The sequence below is a fragment of the Maricaulis virginensis genome (assembly GCF_027922185.1).
In the GTDB taxonomy this organism is placed as follows: Bacteria; Pseudomonadota; Alphaproteobacteria; order Caulobacterales; family Maricaulaceae; genus Maricaulis; species Maricaulis virginensis.
Window position 1 is genome coordinate 413,243 of record NZ_BSFE01000002.1, and the last position, 20,519, is coordinate 433,761.

Annotated in this window: 20 protein-coding genes and 1 tRNA gene; 7 read left to right on the forward strand and 14 right to left on the reverse strand. The window is 64.8% G+C overall.

What is annotated here, in order from left to right; all coding sequences use genetic code 11:
* Positions 1 to 301: 301 nt before the first annotated feature.
* The 7 genes from PKE71_RS05470 to sfsA all read right to left on the reverse strand — a co-directional run bounded on the left by PKE71_RS05470 (position 302) and on the right by sfsA (position 7,272).
* The gene (locus tag PKE71_RS05470) at positions 302 to 1,168 is read right to left on the reverse strand and encodes a hypothetical protein (RefSeq protein WP_271185957.1); all 867 of its coding nucleotides are present in this window, start codon (positions 1,166 to 1,168) and stop codon (positions 302 to 304) included.
* Positions 1,169 to 1,199: 31 nt separating this feature from the next.
* Positions 1,200 to 2,423 carry a threonine synthase gene (locus PKE71_RS05475; RefSeq protein ID WP_271185958.1) on the reverse strand — a complete coding sequence of 408 codons (1,224 nt, stop codon included), beginning with the start codon at positions 2,421 to 2,423 and terminating at the stop codon, positions 1,200 to 1,202.
* Positions 2,424 to 2,732: 309 nt separating this feature from the next.
* Complete coding sequence (gene radC / locus PKE71_RS05480) at positions 2,733 to 3,413, reverse strand: RadC family protein (protein WP_271185959.1); 681 nt, start codon at positions 3,411 to 3,413, stop codon at positions 2,733 to 2,735.
* A gap of 3 nt (positions 3,414 to 3,416) precedes the next feature.
* Positions 3,417 to 4,256, reverse strand: a complete 840-nt coding sequence (gene map / locus PKE71_RS05485; RefSeq protein WP_271185960.1) for a type I methionyl aminopeptidase — start codon at positions 4,254 to 4,256, stop codon at positions 3,417 to 3,419.
* A 91-nt stretch (positions 4,257 to 4,347) separates the two neighbouring features.
* The gene (locus PKE71_RS05490) at positions 4,348 to 6,027 is read right to left on the reverse strand and encodes a M28 family metallopeptidase (RefSeq protein WP_271185961.1); all 1,680 of its coding nucleotides are present in this window, start codon (positions 6,025 to 6,027) and stop codon (positions 4,348 to 4,350) included.
* A 76-nt stretch (positions 6,028 to 6,103) separates the two neighbouring features.
* Positions 6,104 to 6,568 carry an acyl-CoA thioesterase gene (locus tag PKE71_RS05495; RefSeq protein WP_271185962.1) on the reverse strand — a complete coding sequence of 155 codons (465 nt, stop codon included), beginning with the start codon at positions 6,566 to 6,568 and terminating at the stop codon, positions 6,104 to 6,106.
* Entirely contained in the window at positions 6,565 to 7,272 is a 708-nt protein-coding gene (sfsA, locus tag PKE71_RS05500; RefSeq protein WP_271185963.1) for a DNA/RNA nuclease SfsA, read from the reverse strand. The genes PKE71_RS05495 and sfsA overlap by 4 nt, the downstream gene beginning before the upstream one ends.
* Before the next feature lie 65 nt (positions 7,273 to 7,337).
* Between sfsA and PKE71_RS05505 the strand changes: the two genes are divergently transcribed.
* The gene (locus PKE71_RS05505) at positions 7,338 to 8,120 is read left to right on the forward strand and encodes a competence/damage-inducible protein A (protein ID WP_271185964.1); all 783 of its coding nucleotides are present in this window, start codon (positions 7,338 to 7,340) and stop codon (positions 8,118 to 8,120) included.
* On the opposite strand, the gene PKE71_RS05510 is transcribed toward PKE71_RS05505, so the two are convergent.
* Positions 8,090 to 8,575 carry a hypothetical protein gene (locus PKE71_RS05510; protein ID WP_271185965.1) on the reverse strand — a complete coding sequence of 162 codons (486 nt, stop codon included), beginning with the start codon at positions 8,573 to 8,575 and terminating at the stop codon, positions 8,090 to 8,092. The two genes, PKE71_RS05505 and PKE71_RS05510, sit on opposite strands and share 31 nt — an antisense overlap.
* 140 nt (positions 8,576 to 8,715) lie before the next feature.
* On the opposite strand from PKE71_RS05510, the gene PKE71_RS05515 reads away from it, so the two are divergent.
* The gene (locus PKE71_RS05515) at positions 8,716 to 10,389 is read left to right on the forward strand and encodes a vWA domain-containing protein (RefSeq protein ID WP_271185966.1); all 1,674 of its coding nucleotides are present in this window, start codon (positions 8,716 to 8,718) and stop codon (positions 10,387 to 10,389) included.
* Positions 10,390 to 10,468: 79 nt separating this feature from the next.
* Positions 10,469 to 10,555 (forward strand) — tRNA-Leu (locus PKE71_RS05520).
* 274 nt (positions 10,556 to 10,829) lie between these two features.
* Here PKE71_RS05520 and PKE71_RS05525 read toward each other — a convergent pair.
* Positions 10,830 to 11,012, reverse strand: a complete 183-nt coding sequence (locus PKE71_RS05525; RefSeq protein ID WP_271185967.1) for a hypothetical protein — start codon at positions 11,010 to 11,012, stop codon at positions 10,830 to 10,832.
* 219 nt (positions 11,013 to 11,231) lie between these two features.
* On the opposite strand from PKE71_RS05525, the gene PKE71_RS05530 reads away from it, so the two are divergent.
* The 3 genes from PKE71_RS05530 to PKE71_RS05540 all read left to right on the forward strand — a co-directional run bounded on the left by PKE71_RS05530 (position 11,232) and on the right by PKE71_RS05540 (position 14,420).
* On the forward strand, positions 11,232 to 12,698 hold the full coding sequence (locus PKE71_RS05530; protein WP_271185968.1) for a M61 family metallopeptidase: 1,467 nt from the start codon (positions 11,232 to 11,234) through the stop codon (positions 12,696 to 12,698).
* Positions 12,699 to 12,778: 80 nt separating this feature from the next.
* The gene (locus PKE71_RS05535) at positions 12,779 to 13,924 is read left to right on the forward strand and encodes a site-2 protease family protein (protein ID WP_271185969.1); all 1,146 of its coding nucleotides are present in this window, start codon (positions 12,779 to 12,781) and stop codon (positions 13,922 to 13,924) included.
* 43 nt (positions 13,925 to 13,967) lie between these two features.
* Complete coding sequence (locus PKE71_RS05540) at positions 13,968 to 14,420, forward strand: GFA family protein (protein WP_271185970.1); 453 nt, start codon at positions 13,968 to 13,970, stop codon at positions 14,418 to 14,420.
* 134 nt (positions 14,421 to 14,554) lie between these two features.
* Here the strand turns inward: PKE71_RS05540 and PKE71_RS05545 are convergent, their stop codons facing one another.
* From PKE71_RS05545 to PKE71_RS05565, 5 genes are all read right to left on the reverse strand, one after another.
* Entirely contained in the window at positions 14,555 to 15,865 is a 1,311-nt protein-coding gene (locus tag PKE71_RS05545; protein WP_271185971.1) for a HEPN domain-containing protein, read from the reverse strand.
* Positions 15,866 to 16,027: 162 nt separating this feature from the next.
* Positions 16,028 to 16,282 (reverse strand): hypothetical protein, encoded by a 255-nt coding sequence (locus tag PKE71_RS05550; RefSeq protein ID WP_271185972.1) that lies wholly within the window; start codon positions 16,280 to 16,282, stop codon positions 16,028 to 16,030.
* A gap of 44 nt (positions 16,283 to 16,326) precedes the next feature.
* Entirely contained in the window at positions 16,327 to 17,037 is a 711-nt protein-coding gene (locus PKE71_RS05555) for a PepSY domain-containing protein (RefSeq protein ID WP_271185973.1), read from the reverse strand.
* Between the two features lie 62 nt (positions 17,038 to 17,099).
* Complete coding sequence (locus PKE71_RS05560; RefSeq protein ID WP_271185974.1) at positions 17,100 to 19,238, reverse strand: TonB-dependent receptor; 2,139 nt, start codon at positions 19,236 to 19,238, stop codon at positions 17,100 to 17,102.
* 70 nt (positions 19,239 to 19,308) lie between these two features.
* Entirely contained in the window at positions 19,309 to 19,728 is a 420-nt protein-coding gene (locus tag PKE71_RS05565; RefSeq protein ID WP_271185975.1) for a DUF2946 family protein, read from the reverse strand.
* A gap of 138 nt (positions 19,729 to 19,866) precedes the next feature.
* Between PKE71_RS05565 and PKE71_RS05570 the strand changes: the two genes are divergently transcribed.
* Positions 19,867 to 20,490, forward strand: coding sequence for a DNA-3-methyladenine glycosylase family protein (locus PKE71_RS05570; RefSeq protein ID WP_271185976.1), 624 nt, complete (start codon positions 19,867 to 19,869; stop codon positions 20,488 to 20,490).
* Positions 20,491 to 20,519: the final 29 nt, after the last annotated feature.

The window sequence follows — 20,519 nt, forward strand, 5'->3', positions numbered from 1 at the left end:
TCTTTCCTCCCCATGGAATGGGGAGGGGGACCCGCGAAGCGGGGGAGGGGCCGCCGCGGCACGCGGCGGAATGGTTGAGCCAAGCGCGACCGCCCCACGGCGCTTGCGCGCCGCCCCTTCGACCCGATGCTGCGCATCGGCCCACTTCCCCATGGAATGGGGAAGAAAAGCAGCTACATCGCCCCCAATCCTACTCGCTGTGTTTATCCAGCGTCACCGCGCCAGCCGTCATGACGTTTCCCCCCCCCCCTCGGGGTTGAAACGCGCGGGCAATAATAGGCTGGGCGGAGAAGGGCGCGAACTACGTGGCTGGTAGCTCGCGTTGGATAAGGCATTGCTGTAGCACAACGTTTGCTAACCTAAATGTTTGCGCCACGTCGGAATTTTCCAGAGAAGCGCCAGCATGCACCGCGCTGCCACGGTGTTGGTACTGCTTCCGAACGAGAGGAAAAATCTTGTCGTATTCAGACCTCTCGTTCGCCAGATACTTTGAGAGGCACCGAGAGATAACTTTCGTTTTGTCCTGCTTGTCCGAGATGTCAAAAAAAACTTCAAGCGCAGTCCAGACCATAATGCACCCGGCCTCTGGCGAATGAGCCCATTGAGCTGTGTCGGACAGGGTCAGAAAACGACGAAAACGTAGATCGGAAAATAGGTGTGTGGCGCTTGGCAGCATCTCTTTTAGCCATCTAATGCCTTCTTTTTCCAAGTCGCAAACACGGGTGGTGAATGCTCCGATATGCGTTTCTCCCATTTCGAAAGGGGTGATTTGGGGGGCTGGTGACTTGGTTGGGATCTCGTTGAACGAAACGGGGGAATAGAACGGGATGCGGATTGGAGCACCCAAACGGCACCGTAGAACAGTCGCGGCGAGCCATGCAGTATTCAGCGCGGCAGCTTCGTCTTGAGCTTTGCCGCTTGATACCCGTATCTGAACGCGACAGTCGAACTTGGTGCTTGCTAGAACCGGCACCCAAGGAGAGGGATGGTGCGCTCTAGCGGAAGGTGGCGGCGCATATGCAGTCATCGTGTGGCCAAAAGCATCAACGTAGACGCGTTCTAGCGAAACACCCTCGCAGATGTCTTCTCGTTCGCTTCGCATTTCAGCACTGGTGATACACGCAAACAAGTTTGTTTGAACTGTGGTGGGTGGACCTGATGTTGCCAAAAGCGCCTCCAATAGTGCGCTAAAGGTGGCACTACATCGCCCCCCAATCCACCTCGCCATGCCGATCCAGCGCCACGGCCCCGTCCGGCATCTTGTACTTCAGCCCCGAGCCGCAATTGAACAGCACACATTCGGCGTCCCGTGCCACCAGACCGTCGCCCATGGCCTTTTCCATGGCGGCCAGCGTCGCGGCGCCTTCGGGGCAGAGCAGCAAGCCGTCTTCCCGCGCACAGCGGGTGCGGGCCGTCTCGATGGCCGCTTCCGACACGGCCACGGCAGCGCCGCCGCTCTCGCGCACGGCGTCCAGGATCAGGAAGTCGCCGATCGCCTTGGGGACGCGGATGCCCATGGCAGCGGTTTGGGCGTCGAGCCATTCCTCGGCATGGCGTTCGCCGGCCTCGAAGGCTTTCACGATAGGGGCACAGCCCTCGGCCTGGACGGCGAACATTTTCGGGCGTTCCGGGCCGATCCAGCCGAGTTTCTCCATCTCGTCGAAGGCTTTCCACATGCCGATCAGGCCGGTGCCGCCGCCGGTGGGATAGAAGATCGCATCGGGCAGTTTCCAGCCCATCTGGGCGGCCAGTTCCAGGCCCATCGTCTTCTTGCCCTCGATCCGGTAGGGCTCCTTGAGGGTGGAGACGTCGAACCAGCCCATCTCGTCCTTGCCGGCCGCGACAAGGGCGCCGCAATGGTGGATATAGCCGTTCACCTTGAAGACCTTGGCGCCCTGCAGCGCCATCTCGTCCAGATTGATCTGCGGCGTGTCCTCCGGGGCAAAGCACCAGCTCTCCATCCCCATCCGGCTGGCATAGGCCGACATGGCGGCGCCGGCATTGCCGTTTGTCGGCATGGCCAGGCGCTTGATACCGAATGAGTGTGCCATGGCGACGGCGAGGGCGAGGCCGCGCGCCTTGAACGAGCCCGTGGGCAGACGGCCCTCATCCTTCACCCACACCTTGCCGGTGGCGCCGGAGGCCTTCGCCGTGGCGGGCACATCGATCAGCGGCGTATCGGTCTCGCCCAGGCGGCAGATATCGTCGCTGTCATAGACGGGCAGGAGTTCGCGCCATTTCCAGAAACCGGTATTGCGCGCCCAGATCGCCCCGCGGTCGATCTCGCCCTTCATCTTCTCCAGATCATAGCGCGCCAGCAGCGGCTTGCCGGCATCGGAGAGATTGTGCGGCGTGTCGATCTCGTAGCGCTTGCCCGTCTCGGAGCATTCCAGATGGGTGAAATAGAAGGCGCGATTGTGCATGTCGGTCCTGTCGATAGCGTCCCGACAAGGAGGCTAAGGCTTTGGCGGCGCGGGTCCAGTGTGGTTCGGCAGTGATACCGGCGAGGCCGGGCTTCCAATCCTTCCCCTTGATGGGGAAGGTGGGCCGAGGCGAAGCCTCGGGTCGGAAGGGGTGAATCCCGGTGTGAGCTTTCCAGGTGCGACATGGCAGGCACCTCGCCCCCACCCCATCCACCACGCCTTCGGCGCGGTCCTTCGTTGCGTCGGACATGCCCCCGGCATGTCCTTTGGCGCCTCAGTCCCCATCAAGGGGAAGGATGGGGCGTGCCCCTACATCAGCCCCAGCGTCTTGAAACTGGCTGTGTTTTCGCGGCCGATCACGAGGTGGTCGTGCAGCACGATGTCGAAGGGTTTGCAGATATCCGCGAGGGTGCGGGTCATTTCGATATCGGCCTGGCTGGGCGTGGCATCGCCGGAGGGGTGATTGTGCACCAGGATCAGGGCCGTGGCCTCATGCGCCAGGGCACGCTTGACCACTTCGCGCGGATAGACCGGGGCATGGTCGATCGTGCCTTCGCCCAGCACCTCGTCGGCAATGAGCCGGTTCTTGCGGTCCAGGAAGAGCACGCGGAACTGTTCGGTCGTGGCGTGCTGCATGGCGGTGCGGCAATAGGTGACGAGTGCCGACCAGGAGGCGATGACCGGTCGGCCGATCACCTGTTCGCGGGCCAGCCGTTCGGCGAGTGCCTTGATGAGCTTGAGTTCGGCGGCGGTCTTCTCGCTGACACCCTTCACGGTGACCAGCTGGTCGACGGAGGCCGAGGCCACGCCGCCCAGATCGCCGAAACGGGCGATAAGGTCTTTCGCGATCGGTTTGACGTCGCGCCGCGGGATGCAGCGGAACAGGTAGAGCTCCAGCAATTCATAATCGTGAAGCGCCAGGGAACCCGCTGAGGTTAGTTTTTCGCGCAGCCGGTCCCGATGGCCTGTATGATGCGCGAGACCGGTCATGGATCAGCGGTTATAGGGCGGCCGGTCGAGGTCCTTGGGGGATTTGGTGAAAATCTCCACCCCGTCCTCGGTGACGCCGCAGGAGTGCTCGAACTGCGCCGAGAGCGACTTGTCGCGCGTCACGGCGGTCCAGCCATCGGAGAGCACTTTCACGTCCGGACGGCCCAGATTCAGCATCGGCTCGACGGTGAAGAACATGCCCGGCTTCAGCTCGGGGCCTTCGCCATGCTCGCCGAAATGCAGCACATTCGGGCTGTCGTGGAAGTTCTGGCCCAGACCGTGGCCGCAGAAATCGCGCACGATGGAGCAGCGGCGCGTCTCGGCATATTCCTGGATGATCGCGCCGATCGTGCCCAGCGTCACGCCCGGCTTGATGGCCTCGATCCCGGCCATCATCGCCTCGTATGTCGTGTCGATCAGGATTTCCGCCTTCCGCTTCGGCTCGCCGGCGACATACATGCGGCTGGTATCGCCATGCCATCCATCCACGATCACGGTGACGTCGATATTGAGGATATCGCCATTGCGCAGCGGTTTGGGGCCGGGAATGCCGTGGCAGACCACATGGTTCAGCGAAGTGCACAGCGAGTGGCGGTAACCCCGGTAGAACAGGGTCGCCGGCATGGAGCCATGATCGAAGGCATACTCACGCGCCAGCTTGTCGAGATGCTCGGTCGTGACACCGGGTGCGACCTCTGCGGTCAGCATGTCGAGGATTTCCGCAGCCAGACGGCCGGCCTTGCGCATGCCGGCAAAGCCTTCCGGCCCGTGCAGCTTGATCTTGCCGTCGCGCGGTGCGCTGGCGGCGTCCTCGTCGGTCACGATCTCGTAGGCGGTCGTCAAGTCAGCAATCCTCCATCAGCCCCTTATATACAAAAGCGCGCGCCGTTTGGAACGGCGCGCGCCTGCATTTTCTTCGCAATTGCGGAGAGGGTCAGTCTTCGCCAGCGTAGAGATTGCCGAAGAAGCTGTCCTCGTTCCAGGCCGGCCGCTCGTCGGCGTCGGCGATTTCGCGGGCGATCATGTAGTTGATATTGGCGAATTTCGCGCCTTGCTCGAACAGCACTTCCAGCTCGCCGTCCAGCTGGTCGGTCGGGCGGTGATAGTGGGTGTTCAGGAAGCCCATGAAGCCTTCGCCCTCATCCCAGCGCGGATCCGGCGACGAGAAGCCGGTCATCAGGAAGAGCGAGGGCACGCCTTCGCGCACGAAGTTGTAATGGTCCGAGCGCACGAAGAGCGATTGTTCCGGCAGCGGGTCCGGGCTGATGGCCACATCCAGCTGGGCCGCAGCGCGCGTGGCGATCGGGCCGAGATTGGAGTGGTTGGCGCCGAAGGCGATCACGTCGGAAAATTCATAGACGATGACGGGCATGTCCAGATTGACGTTGGCGACGATCTGTTCGGCCGGAACCGTGGGATTGCGGGCGAAGTGCTCGGACCCCAGAAGACCCTTCTCTTCCGCCGCCAGGGCGACGAAGACGATGGTCCGGCGCGGCGTGCCCTCTTCCAGGAAGGTGCGGGCGGTTTCCAGCATGATCGACACGCCCGAGGCGTTGTCGACGGCACCGTTGCAGATCACGTCCTCTTCGTCCGAGGAGCGGCAGGAACCGCTGGCCCGGCCCAGCTCGCCATCATTGCCGATATGGTCGAGGTGGGCGGTGAGGACGACGATTTCATCGGCCAGTTCCGGATCGGCGCCGCGGATCATGCCGACGACATTGGGATCGCTGAACGGTTCGGAAATCGTGCGCTGGCGCATGGTGACGGTGTGCGGCAGGTCGAAGCGCGGGAAGCTCGGCTCCTCGGCTTCCATTGCGGCGGTCGCTTCTTCCAGGCTCATTTCCGCGCCCTCGAACAGGGCCGCGGCCAGATCGGCGCCGACGCTGGCGGAAACCTGGATGTCGTCATAGCCCGACGGGCCGGTGGCCGGGGTCAGGCGGACGGCCGGCAGGGAGGCGTAGCCTTCCGCATAGCTTGCCGTGCGCTCATTGTCCCAGTCGGTCAGCGTGATCATGCCGATCGCGCCATGGGCGGCGGCGACATCGCGTTTGGTGGTGGAGGAGTTGTGGTGGGCGCGCTCTTCGCTGAGGCCTTCGAACACACCGCCGGGAACGCCGCCGAGCACGACCACGATCTTGCCGTCGACATCCGCGTCCGCATAGTCGTCATGACCGCGATTGGCCGCCGACACACCATGACCGACAAACACCAGCTCGCCGGTCACTTCGGCTTCCAGCACAGAGGGATTCGACCAGATCACGACGCCGTCGCCCTGGGCATACTCGGTGCCGTCGAGGCTGAAGCGGTTGTAATCGTTGTCGGCGTGGACGTCCTGCATCGGCACGTCGGCGAAATAGGTGCCATTGTCGCCGGCCGGCTCGAGGCCCAGCAGGCGCATCTGCGAGGCGACATAATTCGCGGCGATCTCGTAGCCGTCGGATCCGGTATCGCGGCCGCCCATGTAATCGGACGCCAGGAAACGGATATGGGCTTCGATATTGCCGGCGCTCACATCGGGCGTGAACGCGGCGGCGGTTTGCGTGTCGGTGGAGCCGGTCTCGGTGTTGCACGCGACCAGCGCCAGGCCGGCAATTGCCGGAACCAGATACTTCATCAGTAAGGCCTCCCCCAGAGGTGATATCCGGCGGGGACTATAGGCCGCACAGGTCCGGGCACAATGTTACGGGGCTTTAATCTGCAGCGGCGAGCGCCTCGGCGACCGAAGGCAGGACGGAATAATGCTCGCGGAAAATCCGGGTCATGCGGGCCGGGCGCCCGGTAGAGAGCTGGAAACACACGACTTTTGTCAGTGCCCGGAACACCGTCACACCATCCTTCACCCGTTTGAACTGATAGCGCCGCTCGGCGCGCAGGCGCCCGTCCGACCGGGTGATCCAGACCGCGCAGTCCAGCGCGTCGCCGACGCGCACATGGCCCAGATAGTCCGCCTCGGTGCGGATGATGGCGATGCCGCGATCCTCGGTCTGGCAGGCATCCATGGAGTAGCCCTTCGCCCACCAATGGGTCCAGGCGGCCTCATCGGCCCATTCCAGATAGCGCGCATTATTGGCATGGCCGAAGGCGTCCATCGCGTCTTCGGTCACGCCAATGCGGTGAATATAGGGATCGGGCAGGTCCCAGCCGGTCTTGCTCATACACCCAGCTCCACGGTCATCGGGGTGGTGACGGCAATGCCGTCCGTTGTCACGTGGCAGGCATAAGCCAGCACTTCAACACCCGCCGCTGCCGCCTCGCGCAGGGTGGCCGCATAGACCGGGTCGATATCTTCCGCCGGGCGCAGGGTGTGGCAGTCGCTGCGCTGGACGATGAACAGCTGCACCGCGCGATCGCCGGCCACGACCTGTGCCGCCAGTTCGCCCAGATGCTTGGCGCCGCGGCTGGTCACCCCGTCGGGAAACTCCGCAATCCCGGGACCGCGCTGCCAGTGGACATTCTTCACCTCGACCCAGCAGGGCGGCCGGCCCGCGCTTTCCAGCAGCAGATCGATACGGGAATTCTCGCCATACTTCACTTCGCGCCGCAGGCTGTCATGACCGGCCAGTTCGGCAATCACGCCGGCATTCACCGCTTCCTCGGCCAGGGCGTTGGCCGTATTGGGCAGGGCGCCGATAATCGTGCCTTCCGCCTCCACCAGCTCCCAGGTGTATTTCAGCTTGCGCTTTGGATTGTCCGAGCGCGACAGCCACACTTTCAGCCCCGGCTCCTTGATGCCTGTCATGGCACCGGTATTGGCGCAGTGGGCGGTCACCTCCGTGCCGTCTTCCAGCGTCACATCGGCGAAGAAGCGCTTGTAGCGTCTGACCAGACGGCCGGGGATGAGCGGTTGGGAGAATTTCATGGCTTGGACTTCCTGGCGTCTGCCTCATATACCCCCTCGAAGGGCTCGATGAAGGATGGAATCACATGGCGGATACCCGGCGCGTTACGGCAGCGGTTCTCCTGATCGGTGACGAGGTGCTCTCCGGGCGCACCCAGGACAGGAATCTCCAGCAGATCGCGCAATTCCTGGCGCCGCTGGGGATCAATGTGATCGAGGCGCGCACCGTGCCGGATATCGAGGACGAGATTGTCGAGGCGGTGAACACGCTGCGCGCCAAGGCCGACTATGTCTTCACCACGGGCGGGATCGGCCCGACCCATGACGACATCACCGCCGACAGCATCGCGAAAGCCTTCGGCATGACCATCGATGTCCGCGCCGATGCGCTGGCGATCATCGAGGAATGGTACGACAAGACGAAGACGCCGGTCACCGAGAGCCGCAAGCGCATGGCGCGCATCCCCGAGGGCTCGTCGCTGATCAAGAACCCGGTCACCGGCGCGCCGGGCTTCCAGACCGGCAATGTCTTCACCATGGCCGGCGTGCCCGCGATCTGCCGCGGCATGCTGGAGGATATCGCCCACCGCCTGGAAGGCGGCACGGTCACCCTGTCGCGCTCGGTGAAGGGCGATAATCTGCGCGAGGGCGAGATTGCCGAGAAGCTGGGCGTGTTGCAGGAGGAGAACCCGAACGTGTCCATCGGCTCCTATCCCTATTTCATCGAGGTGAAGGCCGGCGAGGTCCGCCGCGGCACCCATCTCGTCGCCCGCTCCACCGACAAGCGCGCTCTCGCCCGCGTCATCGACGCCATCGCCGACCTGGTGCAGGAGCTCGGCTACGAACCGCGCATCGATCCGGAGGAGTAGGGGGTACCGTCGAATGCGCCGTCCTTGCGCAAACGGTCGCGTTCTTCGCGAACAACATCCCGGTAACGCCAGCATAGTAGGAAGAGCGTCGCCAGGATGCATACATGAAGGGCAAGCCCGTCAAGCCCGCCCAGGCCAATAAAAATGAAGAAGGCGAGAATCCGGGCGGCGATCGCAAACAAGAGCAGAAACTGCAGGACTGCAGTTGTGCCGAGCAGGTGATAGTGCTGCATTTTCCAGATGTGGAACTGCTCGTTCCAGCGTCGAGACCATGCCTGTCCACGGCGGCACATAGCGTAGAAGAAACTCGCCATCGCCACCAGGGCGACAATGAACATCGCGTCGTAGAACCGTCCCGTGTCCGGCAGGCTGAGGCCAAGAATAGCGAGGCACAGCAGAGCAAAGGCGACTGTGCGAAGTGTCGAACCCTTCGGCAGGCGGAAATCGGTGAGCATGGCGCTGATCCGGTTCTTGGGTTTGTAACTCCTAGCAGATTTCCCGCTGCCCCCAAATTGCCCCGCTTTCGTCTTTCGGTTGCACCGGCTTTCGTGTTGCAGCTTGATGCGAGGGACATGACGGGAAGGGGAGTGCTTCCATGAAACGCGCAATCTTGCTGGCGAGCGCCTTGGGCGTCGCTGTGGCCGGCTGTACGGCAACGACGGACGAGCCGGGCGAAGTCGCCGAACACGAATTTGAATATCGGTTGCCGCCTCCGCCGCCACCCCCGCCGCCGGCCTCGGCCGACTACGTCACCGTCACGGGCGCCCGGCTCGCAGGCGCGCCCGCGCCCATGGTTTCGCCGCGTCACTGGCCTCAGCCCGAACCGGAAGACCGCGAGCGTTATGACGATACCGAGGCCAATCCGGTCGTTTCCACGGCGGAGGAACCCGTCTCCACCTTCTCCATCGATGTCGACACGGCCAGCTATGCCGTGGTGCGTGACTATCTCATCGACAGCCGCGAACTGCCGCCCTCCGACGCGGTGCGTATCGAGGAGATGATCAATTATTTCGACTATGACTACGCCCTGCCGCCGGGACCGGACGAGCCCTTCGCCACCCATGTCACGGTGACGCCCAATCCCTGGAACGCGAACACACAGCTGATGCATGTCGGTATCCAGGGTTTCGAGATCGTGCCGGACGAGCGACCGCGGGCCAATCTGGTCTTCCTGATCGATGTCTCCGGCTCGATGAATTCGCCGGACAAGCTGCCGCTCGCCGTGCAGGCCCTGCACATGCTGGTCGACGAGCTGGAGCCCGAGGACACGGTCTCCCTGGTGGTCTATGCGGGCGCCGCCGGTGCCGTGCTCGAGCCGACCGAGGCGCGCCATGCGCGGCGCATCCACGAGGCGCTGGACCGGCTGCATGCCGGTGGGTCGACCGCGGGCGGGGCCGGGCTGGACCTGGCCTATTCGCTGGCGCGGGAGAATTTCGACGAGGACGCGGTGAACCGCGTCATGCTGCTCACCGATGGCGATTTCAATGTCGGCGTCACGCGTGACGAGAGCCTGGAAGACTATGTCGCCCGCCAGCGCGACAGCGGCATCTATCTCTCCGTGATGGGTTTTGGCCGCGGCAATTACAATGACCGCATGATGCAGCTGATCGCCCAGGCCGGGAACGGCACGGCGGGCTATATCGACAGCCGCCAGGAAGCGCGCCGCATGCTGGTCGAGGAGAGCTTCTCCGCGCTTTTCCCGATCGCCAACGATGTGAAGATCCAGGTCGAGTTCAATCCGGCCCGCGTCGCGGAATACCGGCTGATCGGATACGAGACGCGCCTGCTGGACCGGGCCGATTTCAACAATGACGCCGTCGATGCCGGCGAGGTGGGCTCGGGCCATGCCGTCACCGCGATCTACGAGATCGCCGCGCCGGGATCGGAAGGCGTGCTGATGGATCCTCTGCGCTATGGCGGGGCGGCCCGGCCGGCTGCAGACCTGTCCGGCGAGTACGGGCTCCTGCGCTTGCGCTACAAGCAGCCCGGCGAGGATGAGAGCATCCTGATGGAACGCACGGTCACCGATGCCGATGCGGTCAGGACGTTCGACGAGGCGGACACTGAAGTGCGTTTCTCCGTCGCCGTGGCCGGCTTTGCCCAATTGCTGCGCGGTGACCCCTATCTGCAGGACGGATACAGCTGGGAGGCCGTCGCCGAAGACGCGGCATCGGCCCTCGGTGAAGACGAATTCGGCTACCGCGCCGAATTCCTGGAGCTTGTGGAACGCGCCCGCCGCATCGATGAGGGCCGGGGGCTGAAGGAGTAGCCAGGGCGGGCTGCCGGAGGGCTGACCGGCCCTCTGGCCTGCCCTGAAAACCGGTGTAGGATCGCCCCGCACCACCGGCGCGGGCGTGGCGGAATTGGTAGACGCAGCAGACTTAAAATCTGCCGGCCGCAAGGCCGTGCCGGTTCAATCCCGGCCGCCCGCACCATTCGAAGTCGGTCTGCCGGAGGCAGAAAAATCGATCCAGTGAATCGATTTTAGACGCAGAATGCCCCGGCAGGGGCCAACGCCCTGCGGGCTTCGGGTGGCAAGCCACCCGTAGCGCGCACCCGGGGCGAAGCGGCCTGTCCTCCGAAGCTTCAGCGAAGGAGGATGTCCCGCCGAAGCCTTGGCGCAGGGGGACTGTCGAGGACAGGCTTCTGATTCATTCGCGCCAGAGGCATGCCACCTTCCTGGAAGCGGCCGCCGCGCGGCTTGCCCCCCTAGCGGCAGAGCGTTTGCGAGGTCAGGAGATTGCCGGCTTCGTCATAGGTGTTGCGGATCACGCAGTCGTCGGATGACAGGTGCGCCACGGCGCGCTGGACGGCCATGGCGAGCACGAAGACCGCACCGATCACGATCACGGCCTGCATGGCGACGGACATCCTGTTGGTCGCGTTGAACATTTCCCGATTTCCCCCTTGCCCCGGCGTTCATACTAGCCGCGCGGCCCTCCGGTTTCAATTTTCTGCCGAGACGGTCATGTGCCGTCCATCTTCGTGAGGTCCGGCACCCCCTAGGGTCGTCCATGCGGAGGGATACGCATTGTGTGCCGTCCGCCGGTCGCTGCATCCGGCCGGCGCGGGCGGCGCATCTGTTCGTTTTGAAAACGGGGAGACAGACGCGTGAAACTTCATCCAGTCCTGATTGCGGCCGCCGGCGCCCTGGCAGCCGCCACGCCCGCGCTGGCGCAGACGCCGGCCACCTGTCCGGCCGACCCGGTGCGGCTCGATTTCGCCCATGCCGGCGGCAACCGTTTCGATGTCACCGTCGAGGCGCAAGGCGCCAGCGGCGTGCTCGACATTCTGTGGCGTCCGGGGGAGGGCGCACAGGACGGTACGGCCGATTTCATCGAGGATCTGCGCTTCGGTGACGATCCGCGTCCCCCGCGCTATATGGGATACGGGACCTGGCAGCATCCCGGCGGCGAGGCGGCCGGCTGGGACGGCTACAGCTACACCCTGGTCGCCGATCATGACCGCGCCGTCTGGGAGGTGGGCAAGGAGGAGACGGCCTACCGGTTCGACGACGCCTTCTACTTCACCGGCAATCCGGTACTGGTGCTCAACCATGCCTGGACGGATTGCACCTTCGACATCGCCTTCGACCTGCCCGAGGACTGGCAGGTGGTCGCGGCCTGGCCGCAGACCGGCCCCGGCCGCTACCGGGTCGAGGGGCTCAATGATGTGGTGCGCAATATCTTCGTGACCGGTCCGGGCCTGGCGCCGCAGACCTTCGATGTCGACGGCATGGCCGTCACCCTGCTCGCCCAGCAGCCGCTGGCCGACGGTGTGGCGGACTTCCGCCGCGTGCTGGAGGACAGCCTCACCCGTTATGCGCAGACCTTCGGCGGTGTGCCGATGGAACGCTATCTCGTCGTCTTCGGCGAGGGACAGATGAATGACGGTGGCGCCTTCGCCCAGAGTTTCGGCCAGCGCATGCCTGCGCCCTTCCGCCCGCACGAGCGCCTGATGTGGGCGCGCACACTGGCACACGAGACGCTGCACGCCTGGCTGGGCGTGACGATCCGGCCCGTCCCCTATGCCCAGTCGCAATGGTTCACCGAGGGCGGGGCGGATTATTTCGCCATGAAGACGCTCTACCGCGCCGGCCTGGTCGACGAACCCGATGTCATTTTCATGCTGGAAGGCCAGATCCGCCGCTTCCTGCTGGGGCGCATCGCCAGCGGTGCGATAAGCCTGGCCGAGGCCGGCGAGGACAAGCAGGCAAACCGCCAGCTCGTCTATGGCGGCGGGGCGCTGTTCCACTATCTGCTCGATGCGCGGATGACGGACCAGTCCGGTCCCGGCGCCTATGAGGCAGCGCTGGAAAGCCTCTACCGGTCCGCCGATCGCGACTATTCCCAGGCCCGCCTCCTGGCCGCACTCGATGCGCGCTCGGACGGGGCAGCCAGCGAGATCCTCGCCTTGCTGGACGGGCCCTTCGATCCGTTCGGTCTTCTCGCCACGCTCGACGAGACCGGTCTCGCCACCGCCGCCTTCGGGCCTGACGAGATCCTGGTGCGCTTTGCGGCCGGCGATTGCGCCGGTTCCCGCGAGAATGCCTGCATGCCGGCCTTCCTGCAGCGCTGACCGCTGCGCCGATATCGCGCAGGACCGCCGGGGCGTATTCCGCTGGCTATCGGCCGGCGGTCTCGCCTATCTTGCGGCGCATGAGACCCTATATCTTTTCCTTCCGCATCGGCGGCGTCGTGGTGCGGGCCGAACCGTCCTGGCTGTTCCTGGCGCTGCTGGTCGGCTGGTCGCTGGCCTCGGGCTTCTTCCCCGGCCTGCGCGACGATTTCTCGCTGCCCGCCTATATCGCCATGGCGGTGGCGGGCGTGGCCGGGCTGACCTTTTCCATCATCGCCCACGAGCTGTCGCACACCTTCGTGGGCCGCGCCTTCGGCCTGCCGATCAATCATGTGACGCTCTTCCTGTTCGGCGGCGCGGCCGAGCTGGAGAGCGAGCCGGAAACGCCGATGAGCGAGCTCGTCATGGCGCTCGCGGGCCCGTTGATGAGCCTCGTCCTGGCCGGCCTGTTCGCGCTGGCCGGCGGTGCGCTGGCGCCGCAGGGCGCGGACGACCCCGTCGGCGCGGTGGCACTGGTGCTGGGCTATCTGTCGCTGATCAATCTCCTGCTGGCGATGTTCAACATGATCCCCGCCTTTCCGCTCGATGGCGGGCGGGTGCTGCGCGCCATCCTGTGGCTGTTCACCGGCGACCGGCGCCGGGCCACCGGCTGGGCCAGCGGCGCGGGCGAGTTCTTCGCCTATGTCTTCATCGCCTCGGGTGCCGGGCTGGCCCTGTTTGCGGGCCAGATGGGCGGCATCTGGTGGGTGCTGATCGGCCTCTTCCTGCGCACGGCAGCGGTCTCGGCCCGCAATGAGCAGGACATGAAACACGCCCTGGCCGGTGTCGCGGTGGGCGAGCTGGCCGGTCCTTTCGAGACCGCACAGGCCGATATGAGCGTGGCCGACTTCATCGAGGAGGTGCTGGTGCGCCATCACCGCGCCTGGGTGCCGGTGGTCGAGGCCGACGGCCAGCTGGTCGGCGGCGCCGGTGTCGAAGAGGCGCGGGCCGTGCCGGCCGCCGAACGCGCCTCCACACCCGTGCGCCGCATCGCCCTGCCGGTGCGCGAGAGCGAGCGGATCGAGGCGCCGCTGCGCGCCTCCGGCGCTTTTGCCCGCATGCAGCACGACCATCTCGCCCGGCTCTATGTCGTGAAGGACGACCGGCTCGCCGGCGTCGTCAGCCTGTCCGACCTGATGGAATACGCCCGCATGCGCCGCCTGTTCGACGGCGACGCCGCGGGCTGACAGGATCGGCGCACACCCGATTCAGAGCGATGGAGCGTCCGCGATGAGCGAAAACCATGAGACCCACACCGGATCCTGCCGCTGCGGCCAGACCCGGATGGAAGTGACGGCACCGGCCCTGATCACCATGGCGTGTCATTGCGATGGCTGCCGCAAGATGACGGCGAGCGCGTTTTCGCTCAGCGCCATGGTGCCGGCAGAGGCTTTCCGCGTTGTCGAGGGCGAGCCGGTGAAGGGCGGGCTGCGCGGTCCCCAGCTCGACCATTATTTCTGCCCGCATTGCATGAGCTGGATGTTCACGCGGATCGTGGGCATGGACGCGCTGGTCAATGTCCGCGCGAGCCTCTTCGACACGCGCGACTGGGCCACGCCCTTCATCGAGACGATGACGTCAGAAAAACTCGACTGGGCGACAACGCCCGCCGTCCACAGCTATCCGGCCTTCCCGCCGATGGAGGACTTCCAGTCGCTGATGACGGAGTATGCCGGGCGTTAGAGCGCGATTTCGCAGGGTTTGGAAAACGCTCGTCCAGAGTTCCGCCTTGGCCCACAAGAATCCCGCTTCCGGGCGGGAGGCTGTAGAGGAGGGATGGCCAGGAGATAGCCTCTCGTCCCTTCGAGATGGGTGGTCTATTTTGCTGATACTGGCTTGCAACTAGGGAATTGTCTCATGACGTGCCCCCCCAAGTAGCAATCATAAGTGCCTTTAAAATCGATCATTCGAAAAACCAGTCGAGTCATGATTTCGCGAATCATCAAGACGCCTTGCCACAGTTCATCGGCATCCGGCGCGCGCCCTTGATGCACGATCTTGTTTCGGAGCTGGACGAGCGACGCGAGGGCGTCATCAGTGAGAAGCTCGCGGGACACGTCCCACTGAGAAAGCAGCTCCGAGATTTTCGAAACGAAACTTGGTTTGTTGAGTTCCCGGATCTTCAACTTCATTGCCTTACGAGAGGCAGGTTCGATCGCTTCGAAATTGTCGATGGTTTCTCGAAGGGACGAAGCAACTTTCTCGAAAGCCGATGTGCCAATGACTTGTTTTGCATGCTTGCCAAGCATTCCCCATGTCAGACTTTCTAGGGCAGTCATTGCCGTCAGAAACCGCACCTCGTCGTGCGTCGTTGAAACGAGCAACCATCCAATCGTCGTTTCAAACGCGTCCCGTTGTTCCTCGACAGCGTCAAATGCGTTGAGCGCAGCCTCAACTGTAGGCCGATAGTTCATGTAGTGGATCGGGGCGAGTTCAGAGGCACTGCTCGGCCCGCACTCCCGAAATGAAGCGATGCACACACCATCCCGATAGAGGGTGGACACCGGCATTGCTACGTAGCCGGATCTCGCAAAGCTGATCGTGGAGTTGACATGCCGTAACAGAGCTGCGGCTGAAGAGGACCACTCGTCGATGCTCTCCACGACGTCCGAAGCCTCAATCGCCAGTCTCCCTGATATCTCGTCGCGGTCGGCACTTCGTGTCGCGCCTTCCAGCACGAGCTTCCCAGCTGGGATCTCCGTGTAGACGCGTGGGAAGCACTCAAATCCACGCAATCTGAATTCAAGAACTGGCCGCTCGATAGGTTGGTTGAGTGGGATTTCGATGTTGGTTTCAGCGGTCGATACATAGAGTTGGAGCTGCCCGCTCGCATTGTGATCCCAACTGGTGACCGACGCCGTTTCAGACCGGAGCGTTTTGCCTCCATCGCTGATGCCTGTGAGAGTTCTCCGGGGAGCAGAGCCGCCAAGCTCTCCCATATTCATGAGCTCGACGACGTGCTTACCCTCCAGCGCGGCAAGTTCGACGGCATCAAATTCGAACATCAACCGCCCCGATTTGTCCGCGCTCGCGACAAACGACACGGGGAGGTGAAACTCTCCGAAATCGAACTGGCCGCGAAATCTCTCGGGCTGAAACGTGAAATCGTATTCCGGATCGCCTGGCATTAGATCAACCTAACTGGAAACCAGAAAAAACGAAGCGTTTCCGGTCTCCCAAAGTCACCCACTCCACCGCTGCTTCGCAGCGGTCCTTCGTCGCGTCGAACAGTCCCCGGACTGTTCTTGGGCGTCTCAGCGCCCCTCAAGGGCTATGCCCTGAAACCCCACCTAAAGCGCCCGGCCGAAATCGGCGCTGGCCAGCATGATGGTCACCAGCATGACCGGTGCCAGCGTCAGGGCGAGGGCCATGATGATGACGGGGCCGAAGATCCAGCTGGCCAGGGCGACGCCCATCAGGAGATTGATCAGGAAAGGCAGGAGGGCGCGTTCCGGATCGCGCGCCACTTCCCGGCACATGCCGCCGAGAAGGGGCACTGCCAGGATGAGGCGGCCGGTCAGTTTAAAGGGAAGCGTAAGCAGCATGCAGGTCTCCGGTGAGGGGCAAGGATGAAGCTGGAGGCGATCCGTCAGGCGGATCGCCGTTTCGGGCGCAGCATCCAGCGGATGCGGTAGACGGTGAGGACGACACCGGCGAGGCCGAACAGGATGGCCAGGACGGAGGTCGCCTTGATCCACCAGGAATTGAAGTTCTCGCGCGTCGACCAGTCCATGATGTGCAGGCCCCAGAAGACATCATAGACGCGCCACAACGTGGTGCGCACGGCGCGCAGCTCGCCGGTCTGGCTGTTGATGTAGAGCGTTGCGGGGTCTTCCGGCCCGAACTCGAACCGCCAGGCGGGCACGGCGAGGCCGGCTTCGCGTGGCGGCGTCTCGATCCGCACCTGTTCCGTCAGCGCACCCCGGCCGGCATAGCGCTCAAGGGCGATCTCGCGGGCCAGGCCTTCATCGACCGGTGTCAGATCCTCGCCGGTGCGGGCATCGACCATTTGCGGTCCCTCCGCCGTTCCCAGCCGCCAGACCGGACGCCCGGCCAGCCGGCCGGTGCGGGCCGACACCACCGCGGTGCCCTGGCTGGCGAGGATGGCGGAAAGGGGCAGGGCGTCGTCCGCCCAGTCGATTGCGATCTCTGCCTCGGCATGGCGCAGATGCTCGCCGCGCACCGTCTCGATCGGCCACAGCACCATCACCAGGCCCGAGATCAGCCACAGCATGACCTGCACGCCGATGGCGATGCCCAGCCACAAGTGGATCTGGCTCATCAGTCTGAAATATTTCATGCAATTGCCTCCCCATGCGCATGACCGGCGCGCCGGATCCGGGCCCGGCGCGCCGGTACATGCTAGCCCCGCAGGCTGATCCTGATACCTGCGGAGATCCCATTACCGGGCAAACGCTGGCCGAGCGCAATGTCCGATCCGGCATTGCGATTGTAGCCGGCCAGGTGATCGCGCCAGGGCTGGTCGAGGAGGTTTTCCACCCCGGCCGCGATCTCGACGCCCGGCCGCACGGCCCAGCGTCCATAGGCATTGACCAGGACATGACCCGGCGTTTCCGCCTCGCCCAGGGTCCGCGAGACCCGGTCCTGCTCGGCCACGGCCAGCGTTTCCAGCGTCACCGACCAGTCGGCGGCGTCATAGCTGGCGCCCAGGCGCAGGCTGGGCGGCGCGATGCGGTAGAGATTGTCGCCGGTGTCGCGCCGCTCGCCGCGCACCCAGCTCAGCGTGCCGTCCAGCCGCCAGTTGGCGTCGATGCGCCAGCCGAAGTCGGCGTCGAATCCGTAGAGTCCGGCATCGGTATTGGCAAAGCGCAGCGGTGTCGGATCGCCATTCATGTTCGAGACCATCTCGACCGGCGTGTCGATCACGCCCGGCGTGGCGTCGAAAGGCACGCCCTGGATGTAATCGTCGACGCGGCGGTAGAAGACGGTCGGCCGGGCATAGACAGAACCGGACTGCCAGTCGAAACCGGCCTCGGCGATCCAGGCGGTCTCCGGCCGCAGATCGCGATCCCCGACATAGGTATTGCCGTCGGCCAGCCCGCCGCTCGCCGCCGTCGGCAGCCAGGCAAAGCGTTCCAGATAGGTCGGCACACGGGTCTTGCGGGCCAGCGTCACGCGCAGCGTCGCCGTCTCGCTCACCGGCCGCCACAGGCGCGCCACCGCGTCCAGCGTGGTGTCGTCCCAGGTGCGATCGCCGGCATTGAAGGCCATGGCCAGCATGCCCGGCATGGCGGGCACGGCCGGCCCGGTACTGGCCAGGCCCGCCTCTGCCTCGTGATAATCCGCCCGCAGGCCCAGCTCGCCCTGCCATTGCGCGGGCAGGCCGCCGGTCCATTCGATGAAGGCGCCGGTACGGGCGATGTCGATATCGGGCAGGGAGTTGAGATAGAAGCCGGCATTGGACGGATTGGTGATGGTGACGTCGTGGTTGCTGCCGGCCCGGTCGATCCCGGTGCGCAGCTCGCCGCCCATCGCGTCGAAGACCAGGGCGGCCGAGACTGTCCGCGTCTCTGCAAAGGCCAGGGTCTCGCGCCGGGCCATCATCGACGCCGGGGCCGGACGCAGATCGTAATTGTTCATGGCATGCGCCACATCCGCCCAGCCGGCTGCCAGTTCGAGACGCACCGTGTCGAACTCGCCGGTATAGGCGAGGCGGGCCATGTCGGTATTGAAATAGCGGATGTCCATGGCGAAGGGCGGATTGCCCGTCGGTCCGGTCTCGTTGCGGCGCAGATCCAGCGAGAGCGTGTGCGCACCCGAACGCCAGCCGGCGCCAAGTCCCCAGGCCGAGCGTTCATGCTCCGACCCGCCGATCGTGCCGGACGCCGTCTCGATATCGCCGCCGCTCTCATGCGAGGCCAGCATGTGCAGGCGCAGCGTGTCGCTGGCGATACCGGCCATGCCGCCCGCGGCATAACTGCTGTCGGCCGAACGGGCTGCGAGGGTGATGTCATAGCCGGTGCGCAGGCCGGGCCCGTCATTGAAGGGCATGGATTTGAGCACCGCATCCACACCGCCTGCGAGGCCGGGACCGTCGCTGACCGGGCCGACACCGCGGTCGACCTCCATCCGCGCCACCAGCGGCAGCGGAGCGTAGTGCAGGGGCGGGTCCATCAGGTTCGGGCCGCCGGAGGCGAAGTTCTGGCCGTCGATGCGGATATTGATCCGCGCGCCGGCCAGACCGCGATACTGGACCTGGCCGGACAGGGCGCCATTGCTCAGCCCCGCCGCACCGGGCAGGCGGGCGACCAGCCGGGTCGCGTCCGGGCCGCTGGCCGGGGGCAGGGTGTCGGGATCGATCCGCTCGGTGCCGGTCGTATCGGGCCGCTGGCCGGTGACGGTGATCACATCCGTGAGGGCCGGTGTAAGCGCCGGGGTCGGGGCAGGCTCCCGGGCCTGGGCAGGCGAAAGGGCAAGCGCCATGCCGGCCGGCAGGGCGAAGACGGCGCAGCTCGTGCGCGCCAGGAAAATTCGGGTCATGAAAGAACGCTCCAGACCCGCAGACGGCGCACCGCCGGCGGGGGATCCAGTCAACAGGGTTTTTTGGATTTCAGAGCGTTGCGGGCGGGGCGCGGGCCGGATGACGCGCACGGATGGCCGGCAGGGCCGCCAGCCGATGCGTGTCCGGAACGGGGCTGGCCTGATGTGCGGGCCGCGGGGCCTGCCAGGCCTCGATGACCGGCAGCGGACCGCTCGCCGACGCCATGGCGAAGGCGCAGGGCTGGGACGTGCCGGCCTGGCCGTTTTCGCCGGTCCCGGCATGATCGCTGATCTCGCCGCTGGCGAGGTCTATCCACCGTGCAGACGGACCCTGGCCGGTACAGAAGACGACCGACAGGCGGCCCGTCGTCCCGTCGCGATCGAGCATATAGCCTGACGGGATGCCCGATTGCAGGCCGGCCGCGATCAGCGCCAGCGCCGTCAGCCACTGGGCCAGAAGGCCCCGGCCATTTCGGATATCCCCAAGCATCAGCGAGCTGTTATCATCACGCTGTCAGGAGGGCCATGCGACATTTTCAGTCTGTCGCAACAATGGCGAATCCCGGTGCATTCATGTTGCGGCCATGACGCATCAATGTCGCATCAATGTCGCATCTAGGTTAGTCTTATGTCGCACGAAAAAGTCCATGCCCACCTCCTCGAAGCGGCCGAACCGCTCTTCCCGGACCTGCATGGCGCCATCGCCAAACTCGGCCCGCTGGAGTTTCCCAACCGCGAGGGCACGCCCTTTCCCCACTATCTCTGCCGCGCCATCGCCGGCCAGCAGATCTCGGTGAAAGCGGCCGCCAGCATCTGGGGACGTGTCGAGGCCAGCGCCGGCGACGGTCCGCTGCTCGATCATTTCACCGAGGCGAATACCGACATCCTGCGCGGCTGCGGCTTGTCCGGTGCCAAGACGAAAACCATCATCGCCATCGCTGACACGCATCGCAGCATCGGACTGGACGCCGACGAACTGCGCGCGCTCGGCATCGCGGAACGCTCGGCCCGGCTGACGGCAATGTGGGGCGTCGGGCAGTGGACGGCGGACATGATGAACATGTTCTATTTCGGCGAGCCGGACATCTGGCCCGATGGCGATGTCGCCGCCCGCAAGACACTGGAACGCCTCACCTCCAGACGCCGCAAGACCGTGCGCACCGCCGAGCGCTTCAAGCCCTACCGCTCCTGGCTGGCGCTCTACATGTGGGCCCATGTGGACGCTCCGCCGGACGGGGAGGCGGTTGGATAGTGCCGGGGCGGCCCGACCGGAAATTATGG